We start from the raw sequence: 19,109 nt of genomic DNA on the forward strand, positions 1-19,109 counted from the left end.
TTTATTAATTTAGCTTTTTCTTTAAGGCATTTAGTGCATCTGTTATTTCTTCTCTAGGAAGATTGCCTTTTTCTAAAGTTTCATCGTTCATTCTCAACAAGTCATTATAATAATTTATTCCCAAATTTATATAAGATAAATCATCTGAGTTTTCGTCAAGTAATTCGTAAAGCATATCTTCTCCTGATGCAAAGTCTCCAATTTCCTTATAATAATCTACAAGTCTTTTTTTACTGTTTGCTGGAAGCTCATAATTAGAGAGCTTATCAATAACTGTCGGTATTTCATCTAAAAGATAAGTAAGTTCTGCTTCTCTATCACATAAAAAGGCCTCTATGTATAAATTTAAAGCTTTTAGATAAATGTAAAAGCTTTCTGTCAAGTCCCCTTGTAGTTCTAGTATATGAGCTTTTTCTTGTAATAGTTTTGATACTATTATAGCTTTATCTTTTTCTAATTCTCCTCCAGCTTTTAATATTTCTATTAGATTTTCTTCAGTCATGGAGTTAAAAAACATAGAGTTTAATCTAAATAGATTGCTAAAAGTATCATCAATGCCTTCTAGAGCTTTTGGATAATTTTTTTCTTCTATAAAAGATAAGATTTCCTCCAAGGATTTTTTAAAGTTTTCAACTAATTTTTTTATAAAATCGCTTTTTAACATATTCATCATCTCCAGTAAAATAATATTAACTAAAATAAATTATACCACAGCTTCATGAATTATTAATAATTTATTAAGCTATAATTAATTCTTTGACCTAATATTATATGTTATAATCTAGTCAATGATATTACATTGTATATTAGCATATTAATAATTGAAGTAAATAAATAAAAAGAGGCGATAGATATGGATTTTGTAAATAAAAACTTTTCAAATTTTTTTAGAACTTTAATACCAATAGCTATATTCTTTGTATTATGCTACTTATTTATAACATTAGTTCCTGTTATAATTATTGCAGGAATAAGTATATGGTTGGTAAGCTATTTAATTAAGAAAATAAAGCTATGGAAAAGCAATATCAAATGGGGAAAGAGTAAAGCAGATGTTGAAATTGTAGATGAAATTCAGGGCGATTTTCCTCAAGGGGAAATAATTGATGTAGAATTTAGAGAAGTGAAATAAAAAAGACTGCGTTAAACTTTTTTAGAATAGGAGATTAACTATGAGATATGAAGGAATAGTATACAGGCCTCCAAGTGAGGCATATAGTTTTATAGTACAAGTGACTGTTGGCTGTGCTCATAATAAATGCAGTTTTTGCAGTATGTATAAGAATAAGAAATTTAGAATAAGAAATTTAGAAGAAATATTTGCAGATTTAGAAGAAGGAAAAACATATTATAGCAGAGTAGATAAAATATTTTTAGCTGATGGAGATGCTTTATGTCTTCCTACAGAACATCTAAAAAAGATATTATTAAAAATAAAGGAACTATTTCCGCAGTGTAATAGGGTAGGTGTTTATTCTACACCTAAAGATATTTTAAGAAAATCTTTAGAAGATTTAAAAGAGTTAGGAAATTTAGGATTAGGTATAATATACATGGGTCTGGAAAGTGGTAGCGAGGAAATTTTAAAAGATATAAACAAAGGTGTTACCCAAGAGGAAATGATTCAGGCTGGTAAAAAGGTGAAGAAAAGTGGAATACCTTTATCTTTAACAGTTATATCAGGTATTGGAGGAAGAGAAAATTTAGAGAGACATGGAATAGAAACAGGAAAGGTTATTTCTCAGATTAATCCTGATTTTGTAGGACTTTTAACTTTGATGTTAGAACAGGGAACAGAAATAACAAGCAAGGTGAATAGTGGAGAATTTAATTTGTTAACACCACAGGAAGTAATGTTAGAAACAAAAATTTTACTTCAGAACACAAATGTAACTAATTGTATATTTAGAAGTAACCATGCCTCAAATTATGTATCATTAAAAGGAACATTACCTTTTGATAAGGAAAGGATAATTAATACTATTGACCAAATTTTGAATGAAGGTTATAGATATAAAAGTGAAATTTTTAGAGGACTTTAAAAAAGTGTAGGACACTTTTTTAGTTGACAGAGAACAATTGACAGTTAAGGAAGAGTTCCTTTTGTTGTCACTACAGAAAAGTCCCAAATAAGGACCACCCAGATTTATATAATTAAATCTAGGTGGTTCATTTATTTAGTGATAATTAATATATAAGAATAGAGAATGCGATATTTATTATAAAAGTTATTTCCAAATTTCTTCATAATATTGTTTTATAGTATTATCTGAAGAGAATATTCCAGAATTAGCTACATTAATAATACAGGATTTACTCCAATTATCTCTATTTCTATAAAGAGAATCAATTTTATTTTGGGCTTCTACATAAGAAGCAAAGTCTCTTAGTACAAAATATTCATCATTATTTTTTAGTAAAGAGTTGTGTATATCGCTAAATTCATTAGGAGATACACCAAGAGAACTATTTAATAGAGAATCTAAAATTAACTTGATTCTAAAATCATTATTATAATATTCATAGGAATTATAACTATGATTTTTTGTATAGTCCAAAACTTGTTCTTTTGTTATTCCAAAGATAACTATATTTCCATCTCCAACGGCGTCCCTTATTTCAATATTAGCACCATCTAAAGTAGCCAAGGTTAATGCACCATTCATCATAAGTTTCATATTTCCAGTACCTGAGGCTTCCTTAGTAGCAGTGGAAATTTGCTCACTAACTTGAGCACAAGGAATTATTTTTTCTGCTAAAGATACAGAGTAATTTGGTAAAAAGAATACTTTTATTTTTCCATTTATCTGAGGATCGTTGTTAATTTTATAGGCTACTGTATTTATAAGCTTTATATTCTTTTTAGCAAGATAATAGGATGGTGCAGCTTTAGCTCCAAAGAAAAAGGTTCTTGGTATTATATCTAAATTGGGATTTTCTTTAAGTCTTCTATATAAGTCCATTATATTAAATAGATTAAGCAGTTGTCTTTTATACGCATGAAGTCTTTTTACCTGAACATCGAATATAGAATTTGGGTCAATATCCATTCCATAAGTGGCTTTTGCATAATTTGAAAAAGCTATTTTATTTTCTAATTTTATTTTATCAAATTTTTCTCTAAAAGAAGTATCTAGAGAAAAAGGTTTTAATTCTATAAGCTTATCAGGTTCCTTTATCCAGTGATCTCCAATTGATTCAGTAATCAAGTTAGACAGCTTAGGATTAGCTTGTAGAAGCCATCTTCTATGGGTGATACCATTAGTCTTATTATTAAATTTATTAGGATAAAAGTCATTAAAATTTTTTAACTCTTGATATTTTAAAAGTTCAGTATGAAGTTTTGCAACTCCATTTACAGAATGACTGCCTACTATAGCTAAGTGAGCCATTCTAATTTGGCCATTTCCTATAATAGACATAGCGGTTACCTTGTTTTCATCCTTAAACTTTTCTCTTACTTCATTTACAAGCCTTCTATTTATTTCCTCTACTATCATATAAATTCTAGGAAGAAGTCTTTTAAACATATCTATAGGCCATTTTTCTAGGGCTTCTGACATAATAGTATGATTTGTATAAGCTATGGTATTAGTTGTAATATACCAGGCATCTTCCCAAGTAAGATTTTCCTCATCTATAAGTAGCCTCATAAGTTCAGCTACAGCTAAGGAAGGATGGGTATCGTTTATGTGTATGGCTATATATTTGTGAAAGTTATTTATAGGTTCTTTAAGCTTTTTATATCTTCTGAGTATACTTTGTAATCCAGCGCTTACGAAAAAGTATTGTTGCTTTAGTCTTAAGATTTTTCCTTCTTGTCTGGAATCATCAGGATATAGTACTTGGGAAATGGATTCTATTAAAGCTTTATATTCTGTAGCTTTGGAATATTCTCCACGAGAAAATGAGGCAAAGTCAAAATCTTTGTTTAAAGGTTCTGCACTCCAGAGCCTTAAAGTGTTTACTGTGGAATTATCATATCCTATGATAGGTGTATCATAAGGTACAGCTAATATGGTTTCACAATCATGCTCTAAGAATTTTAGTCTACCATTTTCCATGGTAGTTGTAACATTGCCACCAAAGTGAATTTGAACTGCCTTATTTTCTTTTCTAACTTCCCACATGTTACCTTTTTTTAGCCAGTTATCTGATACTTCAACTTGGTAGCCATCTATTATTTGTTGTTCAAAGAGTCCATAGGTATATCTTATACCATTTCCGTGACCTGCAATACCTAAAGATGCCATGGAGTCGAGAAAACAAGCAGCTAGTCTTCCAAGTCCACCGTTGCCTAAGCCTGCATCATTTTCTACTTCTTCTATTTCATCTAAATCTATATTTAATTCAGTTAAAGCTTCATTACAAATATCCATTATACCTAAATTAAGGAGATTGCTGTGAAGAAGCCTTCCAATTAAAAATTCCATAGAAAAATAATATATTTGTTTTTCTTTATTATTGGTGTATTTTTTATTAGTTTTCAACCAATTTTCAGATGCATAGTCTCTAATTAAGGAGGCTAGAGCAAAGTATTTATGGGAGTTAGAGGATTCCTCGATATCTTCAGCATACATATTTATAAGTTTTTTTCTAAAGTCCTGCTTAAAAGTTTCCTTATTTATAAGCAAAGGAATTCACCCCTTAAATATTAATTTATAGAATATTTTAACAATATTGTATGTTCATATAATATGCTTTTGCTGTTTATAAGTCAACACTTTTGGAAAGTTTTAAATATTTATTAATAATAAAAGTGATATTAATTTGTATAAAAATTAAATAATTTGTAACAATTCTTTAAACTTTATTTTATATAGAAGGATAAAGTTGTAATGTATTGAACTATATTAAGATGGAGATTTGTAGAATAAATTATGTGAGGGTGATTTTTTTGAGTAGTTCTGAATTGAATAATATTGAAGATTATATAAATATGTACCTTAAAGATATAGGAAAGGTAGATTTATTATCTAGGAAAGAAGAAGTAGAGTTAGCTAAAAGAATTGAAATGGGTGATGAACAGGCTAAGCAGAAACTTATTGAGGCTAATTTAAGATTAGTAGTAAGTATATCAAAGAAATATGCAGGAAGAGGACTAAATTTTTTGGATTTAGTTCAAGAAGGAAATATAGGTCTTATGAAAGCTGTAGAAAAATTTGATTATAGAAAAGGTTATAAATTTAGTACATATGCCACTTGGTGGATTAGACAAGCCGTAACTAGGGCAATTTCAGATCAATCAAGAACTATAAGAATACCTGTACATATGAATGAAGTGATAAGCAAGGTACTTAAGATTAAGAAGGAATTAGAACAGAGATTAGATAGGGAGCCTTCGGAACAAGAAATAGCTGAGGAACTTCAAATTCCTTTAGAGAAGGTGAAAAAAATATATAATGTATGTCAGGAGCCAGTTTCTTTAGAAACTCCTATAGGAGAAAATGAAGATACATATTTAGAGAATTTTATAGCAGATGATACGTATGTTCCAGAGGATAAAGTTGCTATATCAATGTTAGGAGATATTTTGACTAATTTATTAGGTACATTATCCCCTAGAGAGGAGAGGATTGTAAGATTAAGATATGGATTATTAGATGATGGTAAATCTAGGACCTTAGAAGAAATAGGAAGGGAATTTAATTTAACTAGGGAAAGAATAAGGCAAATAGAAGCTAATGCCATAAAAAAACTAAGACATCCAAATAGAATGAGAAAACTACAGGGATATTTGGAATAGTTGAGAGTTAATAAGAATTTTTTCACTGACGTATTTATAGCGGGGAGAAAATTTCCATTTGTATTTTAAAAAGAACTTTGTTGATTTGATAATTCGTCAAATTAGCACGGTTCTTTTTTAAATAAACAGAATATTCTCTAAAATTATATAAAAATAAAATTTAAGGAATAAAATTTTATAGATACTCATAGATATTATATGTAACATGAAGAAATTTGTAAATGAATAAGGAGGATAGAAAATGGGAAGAGAAACTAAATTAGCAGAAATACTGGCAGCCAAAGGACTACCCATAAATTTTCAAGCAGGAGGTAAAGCACCAGAGGAAATGGTAGATAGGGAGATAAAAAAAGAGCCAACCCCTAGAGCAAAAAGGCTTAGGGATATTTACTATGATACTTTATCCTCTGCAAACACAGAATTTCCATATTGGTATAACAGAAGATGGAATGAGCTTGAAGGAGAAGTAACTATTGTAAGAAGAGCAGAGGCTTTGAGATGTGCTTATTCACATTTAACTCCTAATATAATACCAGGGGAAAAATTAGTTATGCAAAAAACTAATTACTATAGAGGTTCTTTCCCGATGCCTTGGCTTTCTGAAGGTTTCTTTGTAGCTAAAGAAGACGAGCTTTACAAGGAGGCTTTAGATAGAGGAAGTGCTAGTGCTGGTGAGCTAAGCAAATTTGGTACTGGTGGAGGAAATGTAACTAAGAGTTTTGGAAATGTAGTATCTATTGCAGGTAAGTTTGGTATGAGACAAGAGGAAATACCTGTGCTAGTTAAGTTGGCAAAGGAATGGGTAGGAAGATCTGTTGATGATTTAGGACATAAATATGAGCAGATGGTTCCAACTTATGAAATGAAAGAAAATATAATGAAAACGCTTATATGCATGTTTGATTCAGGTTTTACGCTACCCCAGGGTCGTGAAGTTGTAAATTATTATTATCCATTACAATATGGTTTTGATGAACTTATTAAAATGGCAGAAGAGTGTAAAGAAAAAGTTGCTGGAATGGCTGATGGTGACGGACTGATAGGTATGGATAGACTGTATTTTTATGAAGCAGTGAAAATTGTATTAGAAGGAATTCAAAACTGGATTTTAAACTATGTAAAAGAAGCTAAAAGATTAGCAAGTGTTACAGAAGATGAAGTTCAAAAAGGAGAATATGAAGAAATTTCTGAGTGTCTTTCCTGGATAGCTCACAAACAGCCAAGAACATTTAGGGAAGCATTACAGTTAACATATATTATTCATTTAGGTTGTATTAATGAAGATGCTATTTCTGGATTATCCCCAGGAAGAGTGGGTCAAGTTTTATATCCTTGGTTTGAACAAGATATTAAAACTGGAAGAATAACAGAAAAAGAAGTGTTAGAGCTTTTAGAACTTCATAGAGTTAAATTTACTTGTATTGATTGTTTTGCATCTACAGGAGTAGTTGGAGGTGTATTATCTGGTAATACATTTAATAATTTAAGTATTGGTGGACTTACAAAGGATGGTCACTCAGCTGCCAATAGGCTAGAAATGCTTATATTAGAAGCAGGAATTACTTGTGCAACTCCTCAACCTACACTTTCAGTACTTTATGATGAAAAATTACCAGAGGAATTTTTACTTAAATGTGTAGAGTGCGATAAAACTGGTACTGGATATCCTGCATGGATGAATAATCAAGGAGGTATTCAGTTTATATTGAATCAGTATGGAGAAGAAGGAATGACTGTAGAAGAAGCTAGATCTTTTGCTATAGGAGGATGCTTAGAAACTTCTCCATGTTGCTGGAAAGAGCTTACTTTAAATGGTAAGAAATATAATGTACCAGGAGGAGCTGGTCAGCCAACTAGTGTAGGTGTTCATTTCCTAGCAAATCCTAAGATCTTAGAGCTTGTAATTACTAATGGATTTGATCACAGAACAGGAATACAGGTATATCCACCTCATAATAAGAAGTTAGAAAGTTATGAAGAGTTTTGGAATCAGTTTAAAGAATACTATGAAATGACCTGTGACTGTTTAGCTAAGACAAATAATATTCAACATGATATTTGGAGAAGAAATAATATGAGCATATTTAGCTCAATGTTAAAACCAGATTGTCTAGATAAAGGTCATCACATTGGTCATTTAGGATATAGATATAATGCTACTTATAATATAGAAAGCTGCGGCACTATAAATATGGTTAATTCCCTTGCAGCAGTTAAAAAGCTTATATATGAAGATAAAAAATATACTATAGAAGATATAAAAGATGCAGTAGTTAATAACTTTGGATTTAAGAAGGCAGAGGAAGTTGGAAGCTATTCTTTAGCAGATCAGGAAAAGAAAGAAAACGGATATAAATATGATGATATCTATGGAGATTGTCTACTTGCACCTAAGTATGGAAATGATGATCCTTATGCAGACAGTATATTAAAAGAATATGAGGATTGGTTCTGCTGTATGAGCCATAATTATGAATCCTTATATGGAAAGAAAATGTATGCGTGTCAAATTTCTGTATCTACTCATGGTGCTCAAGGAGCAGCTACACTTGCTACTGCAGATGGAAGACTTGCTGGTACAACTTATGCTGATGGTTCTATGTCTGCTTATCCTGGAACAGATAAGAATGGTCCATATGCATTATTTAATTCTGCAACAGTTTGGGATCATACTATGTCCCAGAATTCACAAATGAACTTAAAAGTTCATCCTAGTGCAATTAAAGGAGTAGAAGGATCAAGAAAACTTTTAGAGCTTACAAGAGCATATATGAGAAAAGGCGGATTCCATATCCAATATAATATAGTAGACTCTAAGGTATTAAAGGATGCTCAAAAGAAGCCTGAAAATTATAGAGATCTTATGGTTAGAGTTGCAGGATTTACTCAGTACTGGTGTGAAATAGGTAAACCTATTCAAGATGAAGTTGTTGCAAGAACTGAATATGAAGGAGTGTGATATTTATGAATAAAAATAATTTTAAACACAATGATTGTTTAAACTTTTCTCCTATTGATGTAGCTAAAGGAATATGTAGATTAACTAATTCAATAATATTTATAGATTCACAAACTTGTGGTAAATTTAATGAGCTTCCTAAGTGTAAAAATTGTACAAACTTTAAAAATCCAAACAAGGACAACATAGGAACTTGTACTGGATTAAAAAAGGAAGCTTGGGCTTATGGAGATCTTAATGCAGTAACCTGTGAAGGATACAAGAAATTGGGAGAATAGTTCATAAAGAAAAAATAATAAATAATAATTAAGAATTAATAATTACGAATTAATGGTTAAAAGGATATTTAGAGTAACTAAAGAAATCAAAATTTAAAGATTTTTAATATGAGTTTGAAAATCCTAATTAACTCTTAATTATGCATTATTAATTCTTAATTCATTTAGTCACTATTAAAGTGGAGGTATATATTATGGACGAAAAAAGGGCAAAACATTTAGGTCATATGGTTGTTTTGGCTTCTTGGCTTGCTGTATTTTGTCTTTTTGGATATAGATCTACATTTTCAGTATTAGTAGGACCTATGTCTAAGAATCTTGGTTGGAGCGTTTCTAAGCTATCATTAGGGTATTCTTTAATGATGACCGTTTATGCTGTAACTGCATTTTTTAGCGGTATGATTTTGGATAAATGGGGAACAAAACCTGCCTATGCTATTGGTTCAGTTTGTGCAGCTTTAGGTTTTTATTTAACCAGTAATGCTCAAAGTTATATGGGATATCTAATTCCTTATGCATTATTTGCAGGAATAGGTACAGGAATGCTTTGGGTATCTTCTACAGTTTCAGTACGTAAATGGTATATAGGTAAATCCTATGCTACTATGTGGGGGATGGCATTTATGGGTGCACCAGTAGCACAAGTTGTATTAAGTCTAGGAGTAAAAAAGATTTTACTTACCATGGACTGGAGACTTGCTATGAAGGAAATGTCAGTGGTAGTTTTAATAGCACTTATTATTGCAGCAGTGGTAGCCAAAAAGAATCCTCAAGATTATGGCATAGAACCTTTTGGTACAATGCCAGGTAAAAAAGCTTCAACTGGTACAGAACGTCTTTGGACTGTTAAAGAAGCATTCAAAACAAAACCAATATGGGGTGCTATAATAGCTTTCTTAACAAGTATGGTAGGAGAATTTTTAATTTGGACACAGATAGTTAATTATTGGACTCATGATGTTAAGTTATCTTTATCTACTGCTACTAACTTATATGTAGCAATTGGTATTGCAGGAATATTTACAATGCCTCTTATGGGAATTGCGGCAGATAGAATAGTAGGAAAGGTTGGCAATGAAGCAAAAGGAAGAAAAATTATGCTTATATTTGCTCCTACTATGGGAGTAATTGCCTGTTTCTTATTGCTAATGACTAAACATTCAATGTTTATAGGAATTATTGCTTGTATATTATTCGCAGTTTATTGGGCAATAGAACCAGGTGGAGTTGCAGGCTATGCAGGAACTATATATGGAGGTAAAACACTAGGAAAGATTTGGGGAACAGCAACCCTAATAGTTATGGGTATAGGACCAGCCCTTGGAAGTTTTATGGGAGGATATTTATTTGATACATCAGGAAGTTACTTGAATTCTATAATATTTGCAACTACATCTTTTGCAATATCTATAATAGCAGCTATATCATTACCTCTATGCATAAATTCTAAATCTAAATAATATAGAATTAAAACTGTAATTTAGTTCCGATGAAATTTTTACTTCATCGGGACTTTAGTTACATATAGATAAAATTAAAATTTTGAAGGGAGTATTTTTATGGAAAATAAAAAAGGATTAATATTTGATATACAAAGTTATTCTGTGCATGATGGACCAGGTTGTAGAACTATATGCTTTTTAAGTGGATGCCCTTTACATTGTGAATGGTGTGCAAATCCCGAAAGTTGGCAGTTTTCAGAAAAGCTTATGTTTGCAGAAAGTAAGTGCAAACATAATCAGGGATGTATTAGATGTATAAATGCTTGTCTGAATAATTCTATAAAAATACAAAATGATAAGATAGAATTAGACTGGGAAAGCTGCAGGAAATGTGATGAGTTTCAATGTACAAAAGCTTGCTATTATGAGGCTTTAAAGCTTTGTGGTAAATGGTATTATGTTGATGATGTTATGAATATTTTAAATAGAGATAGACAATATTGGGGAGAAAGAGGAGGAGTAACTTTTAGCGGAGGAGAGCCTCTAATGCAAAGTGAATTTTTAATAGAATTATTAAAGCGATGTAGAAAAAAGTATATTCACACTGCTATAGAAACCACTGCTTATAAGGATAAGGATACGTTTTTAAAAGTAATGGAATATATAGATTTTGCATTTATAGATGTAAAGCATATGAATAGGGAAAAACATAAAGAAAAAACAGGTGCACATAATGACTTAATATTAAGCAATATAGAGGCTTTAGTTAAGTCTAATTGGACAGGGAGATTAGTTCTTAGAATGCCAGTAATTAGAGGCTTTAATGATGGCGAAGAAAATATAAAGGAAATAATAAGGTTTATGAAAAGGTTGGGTTTAGTTGAAATGAATATTCTTCCATTTCATAGATTAGGTGATTCTAAATGGAATCAGCTAGGGAAAAAATATAAATATAGCGAAGAAGAAGGAACACCAAAAGAAAAACTAGAGAAAATACAGGATATGTTTTTAGATGAGGAAATTGCTTGTTATGTAGCACATGACACAGGCTTTTGATTAAGTGTAGTATATATTTTTTACTATTTATGATGAGAAAAATATGTACAAAAGTTTATGTAAGCAATTACTGGTAAAGAAATTTGTTAGGTGTTATGGTATAATGAGTAAAATAATATAAATTATAGATTAGTTCAATTTATAGAAATTATGGTATAAGAGGTGATATAGATGAATGGGATGAAAGTAGGGGTTATCGCAGGGACTCCTGTAGACACTCAAATGGGTGTAGATTTTTTAGCATCAAAGGAAATTGATTCAATTGGCTATCCAATATCCCCATGTCCGGAAGAACAGTCAAAAATTCAAATATTGTCTTCAATAAAACTTGAAAGTGAAATTAGAAATATAATTAAAAAGGCAAAGAGGCAGAATATTTATAAAATAATGATATATTGTAATTCATTAAGTGCAGCAGTTGATATGGACAAGATATCTAAAGAAGAAAATGTAAGAATAATTACTCCTCTTAATGTATATAAAAGTATTGCTTATAAATATAAGAATATTGGGGTATTAACAGCTAACAACCAAAGTTCTGCAGGTATTGAAAAAGTTATTCAAAGTGTAAATTCAAACTGTAATGTTATTGGAATAGGAATGCTCCCAGTGGTGGTGGAAATAGAAAAGGGTACGTTTGCTGAAGATATTGTAAAAAAATTTGCATTAAGAAATATTATAGAATTTTATAACTGTATAAAGGTAGATGCAATTATTCTTGGATGTACTCATTTCCCTTATCTTTACAATGAGTTAAAAAAATATTCATCTGTTCCCATTATTGATCCAGCAGAATTAATGTATAAAATGATATTATAAAAAGACTGCGATACAACTTTTTATAGTGAAGAGTGAATAATGAAGAGTAAAGGATAATTTTTCTCCATTATTCTCCACTCTTCAATCTTAACTATTCACTAAAAATTACGTTATTTTCCATCTATGCTCTATAATCTGAAAAAAATTACGACATAATTTTTTAAATTAAGTCTTTAATTACTTCTCCTCCAATAATCATTCCTGCTACAGGAGGAACAAAGGAGATACTGCCAGGAATTTGTCTTTTTCTAGTACATTTTTTACTGCCATCGGTACAAACACATCCTTCTTTACAAGTAACAATATCATCGACTATTGGCTTTAAAGGTACTTCTTCAGAAAAGAGCACTTTTAAAGTATCTACGCCTCTTTTTCTTAACTCATATCTCATAACTTTGGCAAGGGGACATATTTTTGTATCATATATATCAGCTATTTTAAATCTAGTAGGATCTAATTTATTTCCTGTTCCCATAGAACTAATTATAGGGATGTTATTTTTTTTGCACCAAAGAATAAGAGAGATTTTAGAAGATACAGTATCAATAGCATCTATAACATAGTTAGCATTTAGAGGAATTATTTCTTCTATATTATCTTCTTTAACAAAAACTTGATGGATAGTTACATTGCATTTTGGATTAATTTTTAAAATTCGTTCCTTCATAACTTCTACTTTAGGTTTACCTATGGTAGAATGATCTGCAATTATTTGTCTGTTTATATTTGTAAGACAAACAGTATCGTCATCTATTAATATTAAGTTACCTAATCCAGCTCTTGCTAAAGCCTCTGTAGCAAAACTTCCAACACCACCTATACCAAATATTACAACTGTACTATTTTTTAATTTTTCTAAAGATTTCTTTCCAATAAGTAATTCTTCTCTTGAAAATAAATGTTGTGCCATATGATTTACCTCACTTTTTAATACATACTATTCCTATTATGTTAGTATGGTAATATAATATACCTATTTTATATATTAAGTCAATATATTTCATAAAAAAGAAACCTTACCTAAAAGGTAAGGTTTCTTTTTTATGAAACTTCTTCTATGCTTTCCAAAGTGCTATCACAACTATTTTTAGAATATACTATTTTTAAGAGAACAGGTGTTATTATAGTTGTTACTATAACTACAAGTATTATTGGGGCAAAGAATTTAGTTTCTAAAAGTTGCATAGAAACGCCCATATTTGCAACTATAAGAGCTACCTCTCCCCTTGAAACCATTCCAACTCCTATTTGCATAGACTCATCTTTTGAGTAACCGCAAGCTTTAGCCCCTAGACTGCATCCAACTACTTTAGTTAAAATAGCTACAATTAATAATATTAAAGTAAACATTATAGTAGGCATGTCCATGTGTCCTATAGTTGTATTTATTCCTATATTTGCAAAGAATATAGGGGATAACAACATATAAGATACTACATCTGTCTTTGTTGTAATATAATGACGAACTTTAGTACAGGATATAACTAAACCTGCAATATATGCTCCTGTTATATCAGCCACGCCGAAAAAGTGTTCCGCTCCAAAAGACATTATTAAACAGAATGAAAGTGCTATTATAGGAAGTCTTCTTTTTTCTCCAACGCTATTACATAGTTTAGTGAAGAAATAATGAAAACCAAAGCCTATTACTAGTGCTGCTACGAAGAAACCTAGTATTTTTAGTAACACTACTGTTAAATTAACAGAAGGGTTAGCCATGCTTGAAACGATAGTCAGAATTATTATCCCTAAAATATCATCGATTATAGCTGCTCCAAGTATTGCAGTTCCAGAAGGAGTTTTTAATTTGCCCATCTCTTGAAGAGTTTCTACAGTAATACTAACAGAAGTAGCAGTAAGAACTACACCAATAAATACATTTTGTAGTATTGTTTTTAAATCGCCACCAAATGGGCTTCCAGAATTATTATAAAAACTTGCAACTGCGAATCCACCAATTAGTGGTACTATAACTCCAATTATAGCGATTATTAAGGAAGCTTTTCCACATTTTTTCAGTTCGTCTAAATCTGTTTCTAATCCTGCACCAAACATTAATAAAATTACACCTAATTTTGATAATTCAGATATTAATTCGGATTCGTGAATTATACCTAGGACAGCTGGTCCTAATATAAGACCTGCAATTAGTGCACCTACTACTTGTGGAATTTGAAAACGTTTAGTTATTAGGCCCAGTGTTTTTGTACTCAGCAGGATAATAGCTAAACTTAATAAGAAATTCATTGACTCCATTTATACAACCTCACTTTATATTAAATATTAAATAGAATTTTAAATATAATTAAATTAAACTATTCAATTTTTTAACAATATTGAACAAAAATATACTGTATTTTTACGTAAATAGTTTATCATATATTTGAATTTCACACAATATTTTAAGAAAAAAACAGACAATTTTTTTTATTCGTTATATTTTTTATATAACAAATAATGAATTGTGTGACTTTCAAGTGAAAAAATGAATATTTTGAAATGTATATAAAAATGAGAAAATGTAGAAAAATATAGAAAAAATTATTTATTCATGAATTATTAAATCATGGGAAAAATAAAATTTATAATAGTATAAAAATTATGAAATTTAATAATGGGGTGAATTTTATGAAGGAATATATTAAAAAATGGATTGGTAAAATTAAGAAGGCTAATATAGACACCTTTGGTACTGATGAAAGATTAGATTATAGAATTGTACACAAGGAGAGGTTAGAAAAAGCTAGAGAAGGAGATGAGCCTTTAGATTAATTAATTTGTTTATATGTACTCTAAAAGAAATGGTCACAATTTTTTTAGTCCTTTGATACTAATTTTAGTTAGTATATAATTAACTAGAGAATGGAAAATAGGATAAAGGTTGTGATAAACTATGTTAAGAAATGATTTGTTAAAAAGTAATAAAATTAAAATAACTGCTCTCAAGGAGGAAGATGTAGATACAGTAACCAAATGGTATGAAGATACTACATTCTTAAGGGTTTTCGATTTTAATCCAGCAGCACCATTATATAAGGGAAAGATAAAAGAATGGCTTTTAGAAGAAATAAACAATCCTAATAATTATTTTTTTGCTATAAGAGAAGAAAGTGATGGGCCAATGATTGGTTATGTGGAAATTGAAAGAATAAGCTGGAATAATGGAGTAGGTGGTATTGCTATAGGTATAGGGGATTTACAGCAATGTGGAAAGGGTTATGGAAAAGAAGCATTAAGTCTTGTTATGGATTTTGCTTTTAGAGAACTTAATCTACACAGATTGCAACTTATTACTATAAGTTATAATGAAAGAGCAATAAGATTATATGAAAAGTTAGGATTTAAACGGGAAGGTATTTATAGGGAAGCTGTGTTTAGAGATGGAAAAAGATATGACATATATTTATATGGGATACTGGATAGAGAGTGGGAAGTTTGCAATAGATAACAAAATATAGATTGCAGAGTAATAATGAATGATTGAGTGTGGATTTTGTTTGTAAGAAGGTTCACACTTGTTTTTTATTATTTATTATTTATTATTTGTTTTTGAGAATAATGTGACTATACTCAGGGAAAACTTTTACTAAAGCTTAGTAAAAGGGGTTGAATATAGGTGAATGAAACTATTTTAGAAAAGACTGAAGGACGTGTAAGTTATCATGATTCTGTTGAAGAAATGCTAAAAAGAATACGAGAGGACGGCATGTCTAATGTATTTGATAGATGGGTTCTTCAGGAGAAAATTCGTTGTAAATTTTGTCTTCAAGGGATGAGCTGCCAATTATGTTCACAAGGTCCATGTAGAATTAGTGAATCTACTGGACAGGATAAAGGTGTTTGTGGAATAGGACCTGATGCCATGGCTATGAGAAATTTACTACTTAGAAATATAATGGGAGCAGGTACATATAGTCACCATGCTTATGAGGCTTTTAGAACATTAAAAGCAACAGGAGAAGGAAAAACTCCTTTTAAAATCAAAGATACAAATAAACTTAAATGGATGTGTGAAAAGTTAGGCATAAATACAAATCAGGACACAAACAAAATGGCCATTCAATTAGCGGACTTATTGGAAGAACAAATGAAAATTGATTCAGAGGACAAAAATCTTATGGTGGAAGCGTTTGCTCCTAAAAAGAGAAAAAAAGTATGGAGGGACTTAAAGATATATCCTGCTGGAGCAGTACATGAGGAGCAAAACTGTGTAGCTAGTTGTTTAACAAATGTGGATGGAAACTATGCATCTTTAGCAGCAAAAGCTTTAAAGCTAGGATTGGCTACTATATATAATGCACAAATAGGTCTTGAGATGGTTCAAGATATTTTATTTGGTACACCAATGCCTCATGAAGTAAATGTGGATTTAGGAATTATGGATCCTGACTATATTAATATAGTATTTAATGGTCACCAGCCTTGGGCAGGAGTTGCCACTATACAAAAGGCAAAGATGGAGGAAGTTCAAGAAAAAGCAAGAAAAGCAGGGGCAAAGGGACTACGCATAGTAGGTTCTATAGAAACAGGGCAAGAATTGCTTCAAAGATTTGAAGTAGATAATATATTTGTGGGATTAATGGGTAACTGGTTAACCATAGAGCCACTTTTGGCTACAGGTACTGTGGATGTTATGGCTATGGAGGAAAATTGCTCACCACCTGCTATAGATATGTATGCAGAAAAATATCAATTTACATTAGTAAGTGTTAGCACAATAATTGATATACCAGGACTAGAGCACAAAATTCCATATGATCCTGAAAAAGTAGATGCTATGGCAGATACATTGATCGATTTAGCAATAGAAAATTTTAAAAAGCGTCATGGAAGAGTATTGCCTATGGTTCCTAAAATTACTCAAAAGGCAATAGCTGGATTCTCAACAGAGGCAGTGCTAAATGCTCTTGGTAATAAATTAGATCCATTAGTAGATGTAATAGTTGCTGGAAAAATTAAAGGAGTAGTAGCACTTGCTAATTGCTCTACATTAAGGAATGGGCCTCAGGATTGGAATACTGTAAATCTTACAAAAGAATTAATTAAGAAAAATATATTAGTAGTGAGTGGTGGATGTGGAAACCATGCATTAGAGGTTGCTGGTCTGTGTAATTTAGATGCAATAAATATGGCAGGAGAAGGATTAAAAGAAGTTTGTGGAGCACTAAAAATTCCTCCAGTATTAAGTTTTGGTACTTGTACTGACACTGGAAGAATATCTATGTTGGTTACTGCATTGGCAGATCATTTAGATGTAGATGTGCCACAATTACCAATAGCTGTTACTGCTCCAGAATGGATGGAACAAAAGGCTACAATTGATGGAGTATTTGCCGTTGCTTATGGTGCATATACTCATTTATCACCTACACCATTTATAACTGGGGCTCCTAAGCTAGTTAAGTTATTAACCGAAGAAGTTGAAGGATTAACTGGTGGTAAAATTGCCCTTGGAGATGATCCAGTAGAGGTAGCCAAAAATATAGAAGCTCACATTAATTCAAAGAGAAAAGCACTAGGTTTAAGCTAATTAAATATAAAGAAGGTCATTTTGTCTCATTAATTTGAGAAAATTTGACCTTCTTTATATTTTCTTCATAAAACATTGCTATAATCCCATAGGAAAATTATTTTGATAGGAGAGATAGTAGTGAATAAAAAAATCAAATGTATTGTAACATCCATGTTAATAGTATTTTCGACTAATGCTCAAGTGTTAGCAACACCATCTGATACTATTAAAAGTAATCTTCAGCAAAGTAAAGAGTCTTTAAAGAGCGTACAACAGGACATTGAAAAAGGTGAAAGAAAAGTGGAAGGTTTAGATCATCAAATAGAGAGTATTATGATAGAGATTAAGAATAATAAGGACAAAATCGTAAACACAGAAAAAAAAATAAATGCTACAGAGGGAGAGATTAAAAAAAGTGAAGAGGATATAAAAAAGGAAGAAGAATTATTTAAGGGTAGAATGAGAGCTACGTACATAAGTGGAATAGGTGGTTATTTAGATATAATTTTTGAAGCAGATGGTTTAGGAGAGTTGATAGATAAAGTAGAAGCTGTTAAATCTATAATTAAATATGATAAACAATTAATTGAAGATTTTAATTCTAAAAAGGATGCTTTAAAAAATAAAAAGAAAATTCTTCAAAAGGAAAAAGAAGATTTATTATCATTAAAAGAAGCAAATGACAAAAAGCTTAGCCAATTAAATGACACTAAAAAAGAACAGGACAAGCTAATAACCCAGTTGAAAGATAAGGAAAGATCAATAAAAGGAAAAATTGGGGAGAATGAAAAATTATTGGCTAAGGCTATGGAACAAGTTAACAATATTAAACAAGAAGCACCTAAATATGATCCAGATAAAGGAGCGGCAAATGTTACAAATGATAACATTATAGCTTATGCTTCTAACTTTTTAGGAACTCCTTATGTTTGGGGAGGAACAACCCCAGTACCAGGATTTGATTGTTCAGGTTTTACACAATATGTTTATGCTCATTTTGGAATATCAATTGGAAGGACTACTTATGATCAGATAAATGACGGTATTCAAGTTTCAAGGGATGCTTTACAACCAGGAGATTTAGTATTCTTTGGAACATTTGAAAATCCTCATCATGTTGGAATGTACATAGGAAATGGAGCTTACATTCATGCACCACATACAGGAGATGTTATAAAAATATCACAGTTAAATAGAGATGACTATTTAACTGCTAGAAGAGTTAAATAAGGTTATTATTAATTAGACAGGGATTTTTGCCCTGTCTAATTAATTTTTAAAATAAAAATTAAAATAT

At 30.6% G+C, this 19,109-nt stretch carries 16 protein-coding genes; 12 read left to right on the top strand and 4 right to left on the bottom strand.

The features are described from left to right. Positions 1-4: 4 nt before the first annotated feature. Positions 5-664 carry a DUF6483 family protein gene (locus T514_RS0101130; RefSeq protein WP_027623087.1) on the bottom strand — a complete coding sequence of 220 codons (660 nt, stop codon included), beginning with the start codon at positions 662-664 and terminating at the stop codon, positions 5-7. 189 nt (positions 665-853) lie between these two features. Here T514_RS0101130 and T514_RS23620 point away from each other — a divergent pair, with 189 nt between their 5' ends. Continuing rightward, positions 854-1,132, top strand: coding sequence for a hypothetical protein (locus T514_RS23620; protein WP_034867823.1), 279 nt, complete (start codon positions 854-856; stop codon positions 1,130-1,132). A gap of 40 nt (positions 1,133-1,172) precedes the next feature. Further along, positions 1,173-2,042 carry a radical SAM protein gene (locus T514_RS0101140; RefSeq protein WP_027623088.1) on the top strand — a complete coding sequence of 290 codons (870 nt, stop codon included), beginning with the start codon at positions 1,173-1,175 and terminating at the stop codon, positions 2,040-2,042. A 186-nt stretch (positions 2,043-2,228) separates the two neighbouring features. On the opposite strand, the gene T514_RS0101145 is transcribed toward T514_RS0101140, so the two are convergent. Beyond that, positions 2,229-4,634: a glycogen/starch/alpha-glucan phosphorylase gene (locus tag T514_RS0101145; protein WP_027623089.1), complete on the bottom strand. Its 2,406-nt coding sequence runs from the start codon at positions 4,632-4,634 to the stop codon at positions 2,229-2,231. Between the two features lie 224 nt (positions 4,635-4,858). Between T514_RS0101145 and rpoD the strand changes: the two genes are divergently transcribed. The 6 genes from rpoD (at position 4,859) to T514_RS0101175 (ending at position 12,300) form a co-directional block, all read left to right on the top strand. Continuing rightward, positions 4,859-5,746 (top strand): RNA polymerase sigma factor RpoD, encoded by an 888-nt coding sequence (gene rpoD, locus T514_RS23625; RefSeq protein WP_084284217.1) that lies wholly within the window; start codon positions 4,859-4,861, stop codon positions 5,744-5,746. Positions 5,747-5,987: 241 nt separating this feature from the next. Then, a complete protein-coding gene (gene hpdB / locus T514_RS0101155; RefSeq protein WP_027623090.1) occupies positions 5,988-8,705 on the top strand; it encodes a 4-hydroxyphenylacetate decarboxylase large subunit in 2,718 nt (905 codons plus the stop codon). Between the two features lie 5 nt (positions 8,706-8,710). Beyond that, the gene (gene hpdC / locus T514_RS0101160) at positions 8,711-8,983 is read left to right on the top strand and encodes a 4-hydroxyphenylacetate decarboxylase small subunit (RefSeq protein ID WP_027623091.1); all 273 of its coding nucleotides are present in this window, start codon (positions 8,711-8,713) and stop codon (positions 8,981-8,983) included. A gap of 194 nt (positions 8,984-9,177) precedes the next feature. Next, positions 9,178-10,443 carry an MFS transporter gene (locus tag T514_RS0101165; RefSeq protein ID WP_027623092.1) on the top strand — a complete coding sequence of 422 codons (1,266 nt, stop codon included), beginning with the start codon at positions 9,178-9,180 and terminating at the stop codon, positions 10,441-10,443. 99 nt (positions 10,444-10,542) lie between these two features. Then, positions 10,543-11,481, top strand: a complete 939-nt coding sequence (hpdA, locus tag T514_RS0101170) for a 4-hydroxyphenylacetate decarboxylase activase (RefSeq protein WP_027623093.1) — start codon at positions 10,543-10,545, stop codon at positions 11,479-11,481. A 171-nt stretch (positions 11,482-11,652) separates the two neighbouring features. Next, positions 11,653-12,300 (top strand): aspartate/glutamate racemase family protein, encoded by a 648-nt coding sequence (locus tag T514_RS0101175; RefSeq protein WP_242850542.1) that lies wholly within the window; start codon positions 11,653-11,655, stop codon positions 12,298-12,300. A 160-nt stretch (positions 12,301-12,460) separates the two neighbouring features. On the opposite strand, the gene T514_RS0101180 is transcribed toward T514_RS0101175, so the two are convergent. Both T514_RS0101180 and T514_RS23630 read right to left on the bottom strand, forming a co-directional pair. After that, the gene (locus T514_RS0101180; RefSeq protein WP_027623095.1) at positions 12,461-13,210 is read right to left on the bottom strand and encodes a tRNA threonylcarbamoyladenosine dehydratase; all 750 of its coding nucleotides are present in this window, start codon (positions 13,208-13,210) and stop codon (positions 12,461-12,463) included. Between the two features lie 131 nt (positions 13,211-13,341). Then, entirely contained in the window at positions 13,342-14,556 is a 1,215-nt protein-coding gene (locus T514_RS23630; protein ID WP_051541687.1) for a cation:proton antiporter, read from the bottom strand. A gap of 372 nt (positions 14,557-14,928) precedes the next feature. On the opposite strand from T514_RS23630, the gene T514_RS26415 reads away from it, so the two are divergent. The 4 genes from T514_RS26415 (at position 14,929) to T514_RS0101205 (ending at position 19,042) form a co-directional block, all read left to right on the top strand. Beyond that, entirely contained in the window at positions 14,929-15,072 is a 144-nt protein-coding gene (locus tag T514_RS26415; RefSeq protein WP_156939769.1) for a hypothetical protein, read from the top strand. A gap of 121 nt (positions 15,073-15,193) precedes the next feature. Continuing rightward, positions 15,194-15,748, top strand: a complete 555-nt coding sequence (locus tag T514_RS0101195; protein ID WP_027623096.1) for a GNAT family N-acetyltransferase — start codon at positions 15,194-15,196, stop codon at positions 15,746-15,748. A 168-nt stretch (positions 15,749-15,916) separates the two neighbouring features. Then, positions 15,917-17,830, top strand: a complete 1,914-nt coding sequence (gene cooS / locus T514_RS0101200) for an anaerobic carbon-monoxide dehydrogenase catalytic subunit (RefSeq protein WP_027623097.1) — start codon at positions 15,917-15,919, stop codon at positions 17,828-17,830. Between the two features lie 120 nt (positions 17,831-17,950). After that, positions 17,951-19,042 (top strand): C40 family peptidase, encoded by a 1,092-nt coding sequence (locus T514_RS0101205; RefSeq protein WP_027623098.1) that lies wholly within the window; start codon positions 17,951-17,953, stop codon positions 19,040-19,042. Positions 19,043-19,109 lie beyond the last annotated feature (67 nt).

The organism is Clostridium lundense DSM 17049 (genome assembly GCF_000619945.1).
GTDB classification, from domain to species: domain Bacteria; phylum Bacillota; class Clostridia; order Clostridiales; family Clostridiaceae; genus Clostridium_AO; species Clostridium_AO lundense.

Coding starts and splice junctions, on each gene's coding strand:
- T514_RS23630 (WP_051541687.1), bottom strand. CDS start 14,556: ATGGAGTCAATGAATTTCTTATTAAGTTTAGCTATTATCCTGCTGAGT.
- T514_RS0101130 (WP_027623087.1), bottom strand. CDS start 664: ATGTTAAAAAGCGATTTTATAAAAAAATTAGTTGAAAACTTTAAAAAA.
- T514_RS0101140 (WP_027623088.1), top strand. CDS start 1,173: ATGAGATATGAAGGAATAGTATACAGGCCTCCAAGTGAGGCATATAGT.
- T514_RS0101165 (WP_027623092.1), top strand. CDS start 9,178: ATGGACGAAAAAAGGGCAAAACATTTAGGTCATATGGTTGTTTTGGCT.
- hpdC (WP_027623091.1), top strand. CDS start 8,711: ATGAATAAAAATAATTTTAAACACAATGATTGTTTAAACTTTTCTCCT.
- T514_RS26415 (WP_156939769.1), top strand. CDS start 14,929: ATGAAGGAATATATTAAAAAATGGATTGGTAAAATTAAGAAGGCTAAT.
- T514_RS0101195 (WP_027623096.1), top strand. CDS start 15,194: ATGTTAAGAAATGATTTGTTAAAAAGTAATAAAATTAAAATAACTGCT.
- hpdB (WP_027623090.1), top strand. CDS start 5,988: ATGGGAAGAGAAACTAAATTAGCAGAAATACTGGCAGCCAAAGGACTA.
- T514_RS0101175 (WP_242850542.1), top strand. CDS start 11,653: ATGAATGGGATGAAAGTAGGGGTTATCGCAGGGACTCCTGTAGACACT.
- rpoD (WP_084284217.1), top strand. CDS start 4,859: ATGGAGATTTGTAGAATAAATTATGTGAGGGTGATTTTTTTGAGTAGT.
- hpdA (WP_027623093.1), top strand. CDS start 10,543: ATGGAAAATAAAAAAGGATTAATATTTGATATACAAAGTTATTCTGTG.
- T514_RS0101180 (WP_027623095.1), bottom strand. CDS start 13,210: ATGGCACAACATTTATTTTCAAGAGAAGAATTACTTATTGGAAAGAAA.
- T514_RS23620 (WP_034867823.1), top strand. CDS start 854: ATGGATTTTGTAAATAAAAACTTTTCAAATTTTTTTAGAACTTTAATA.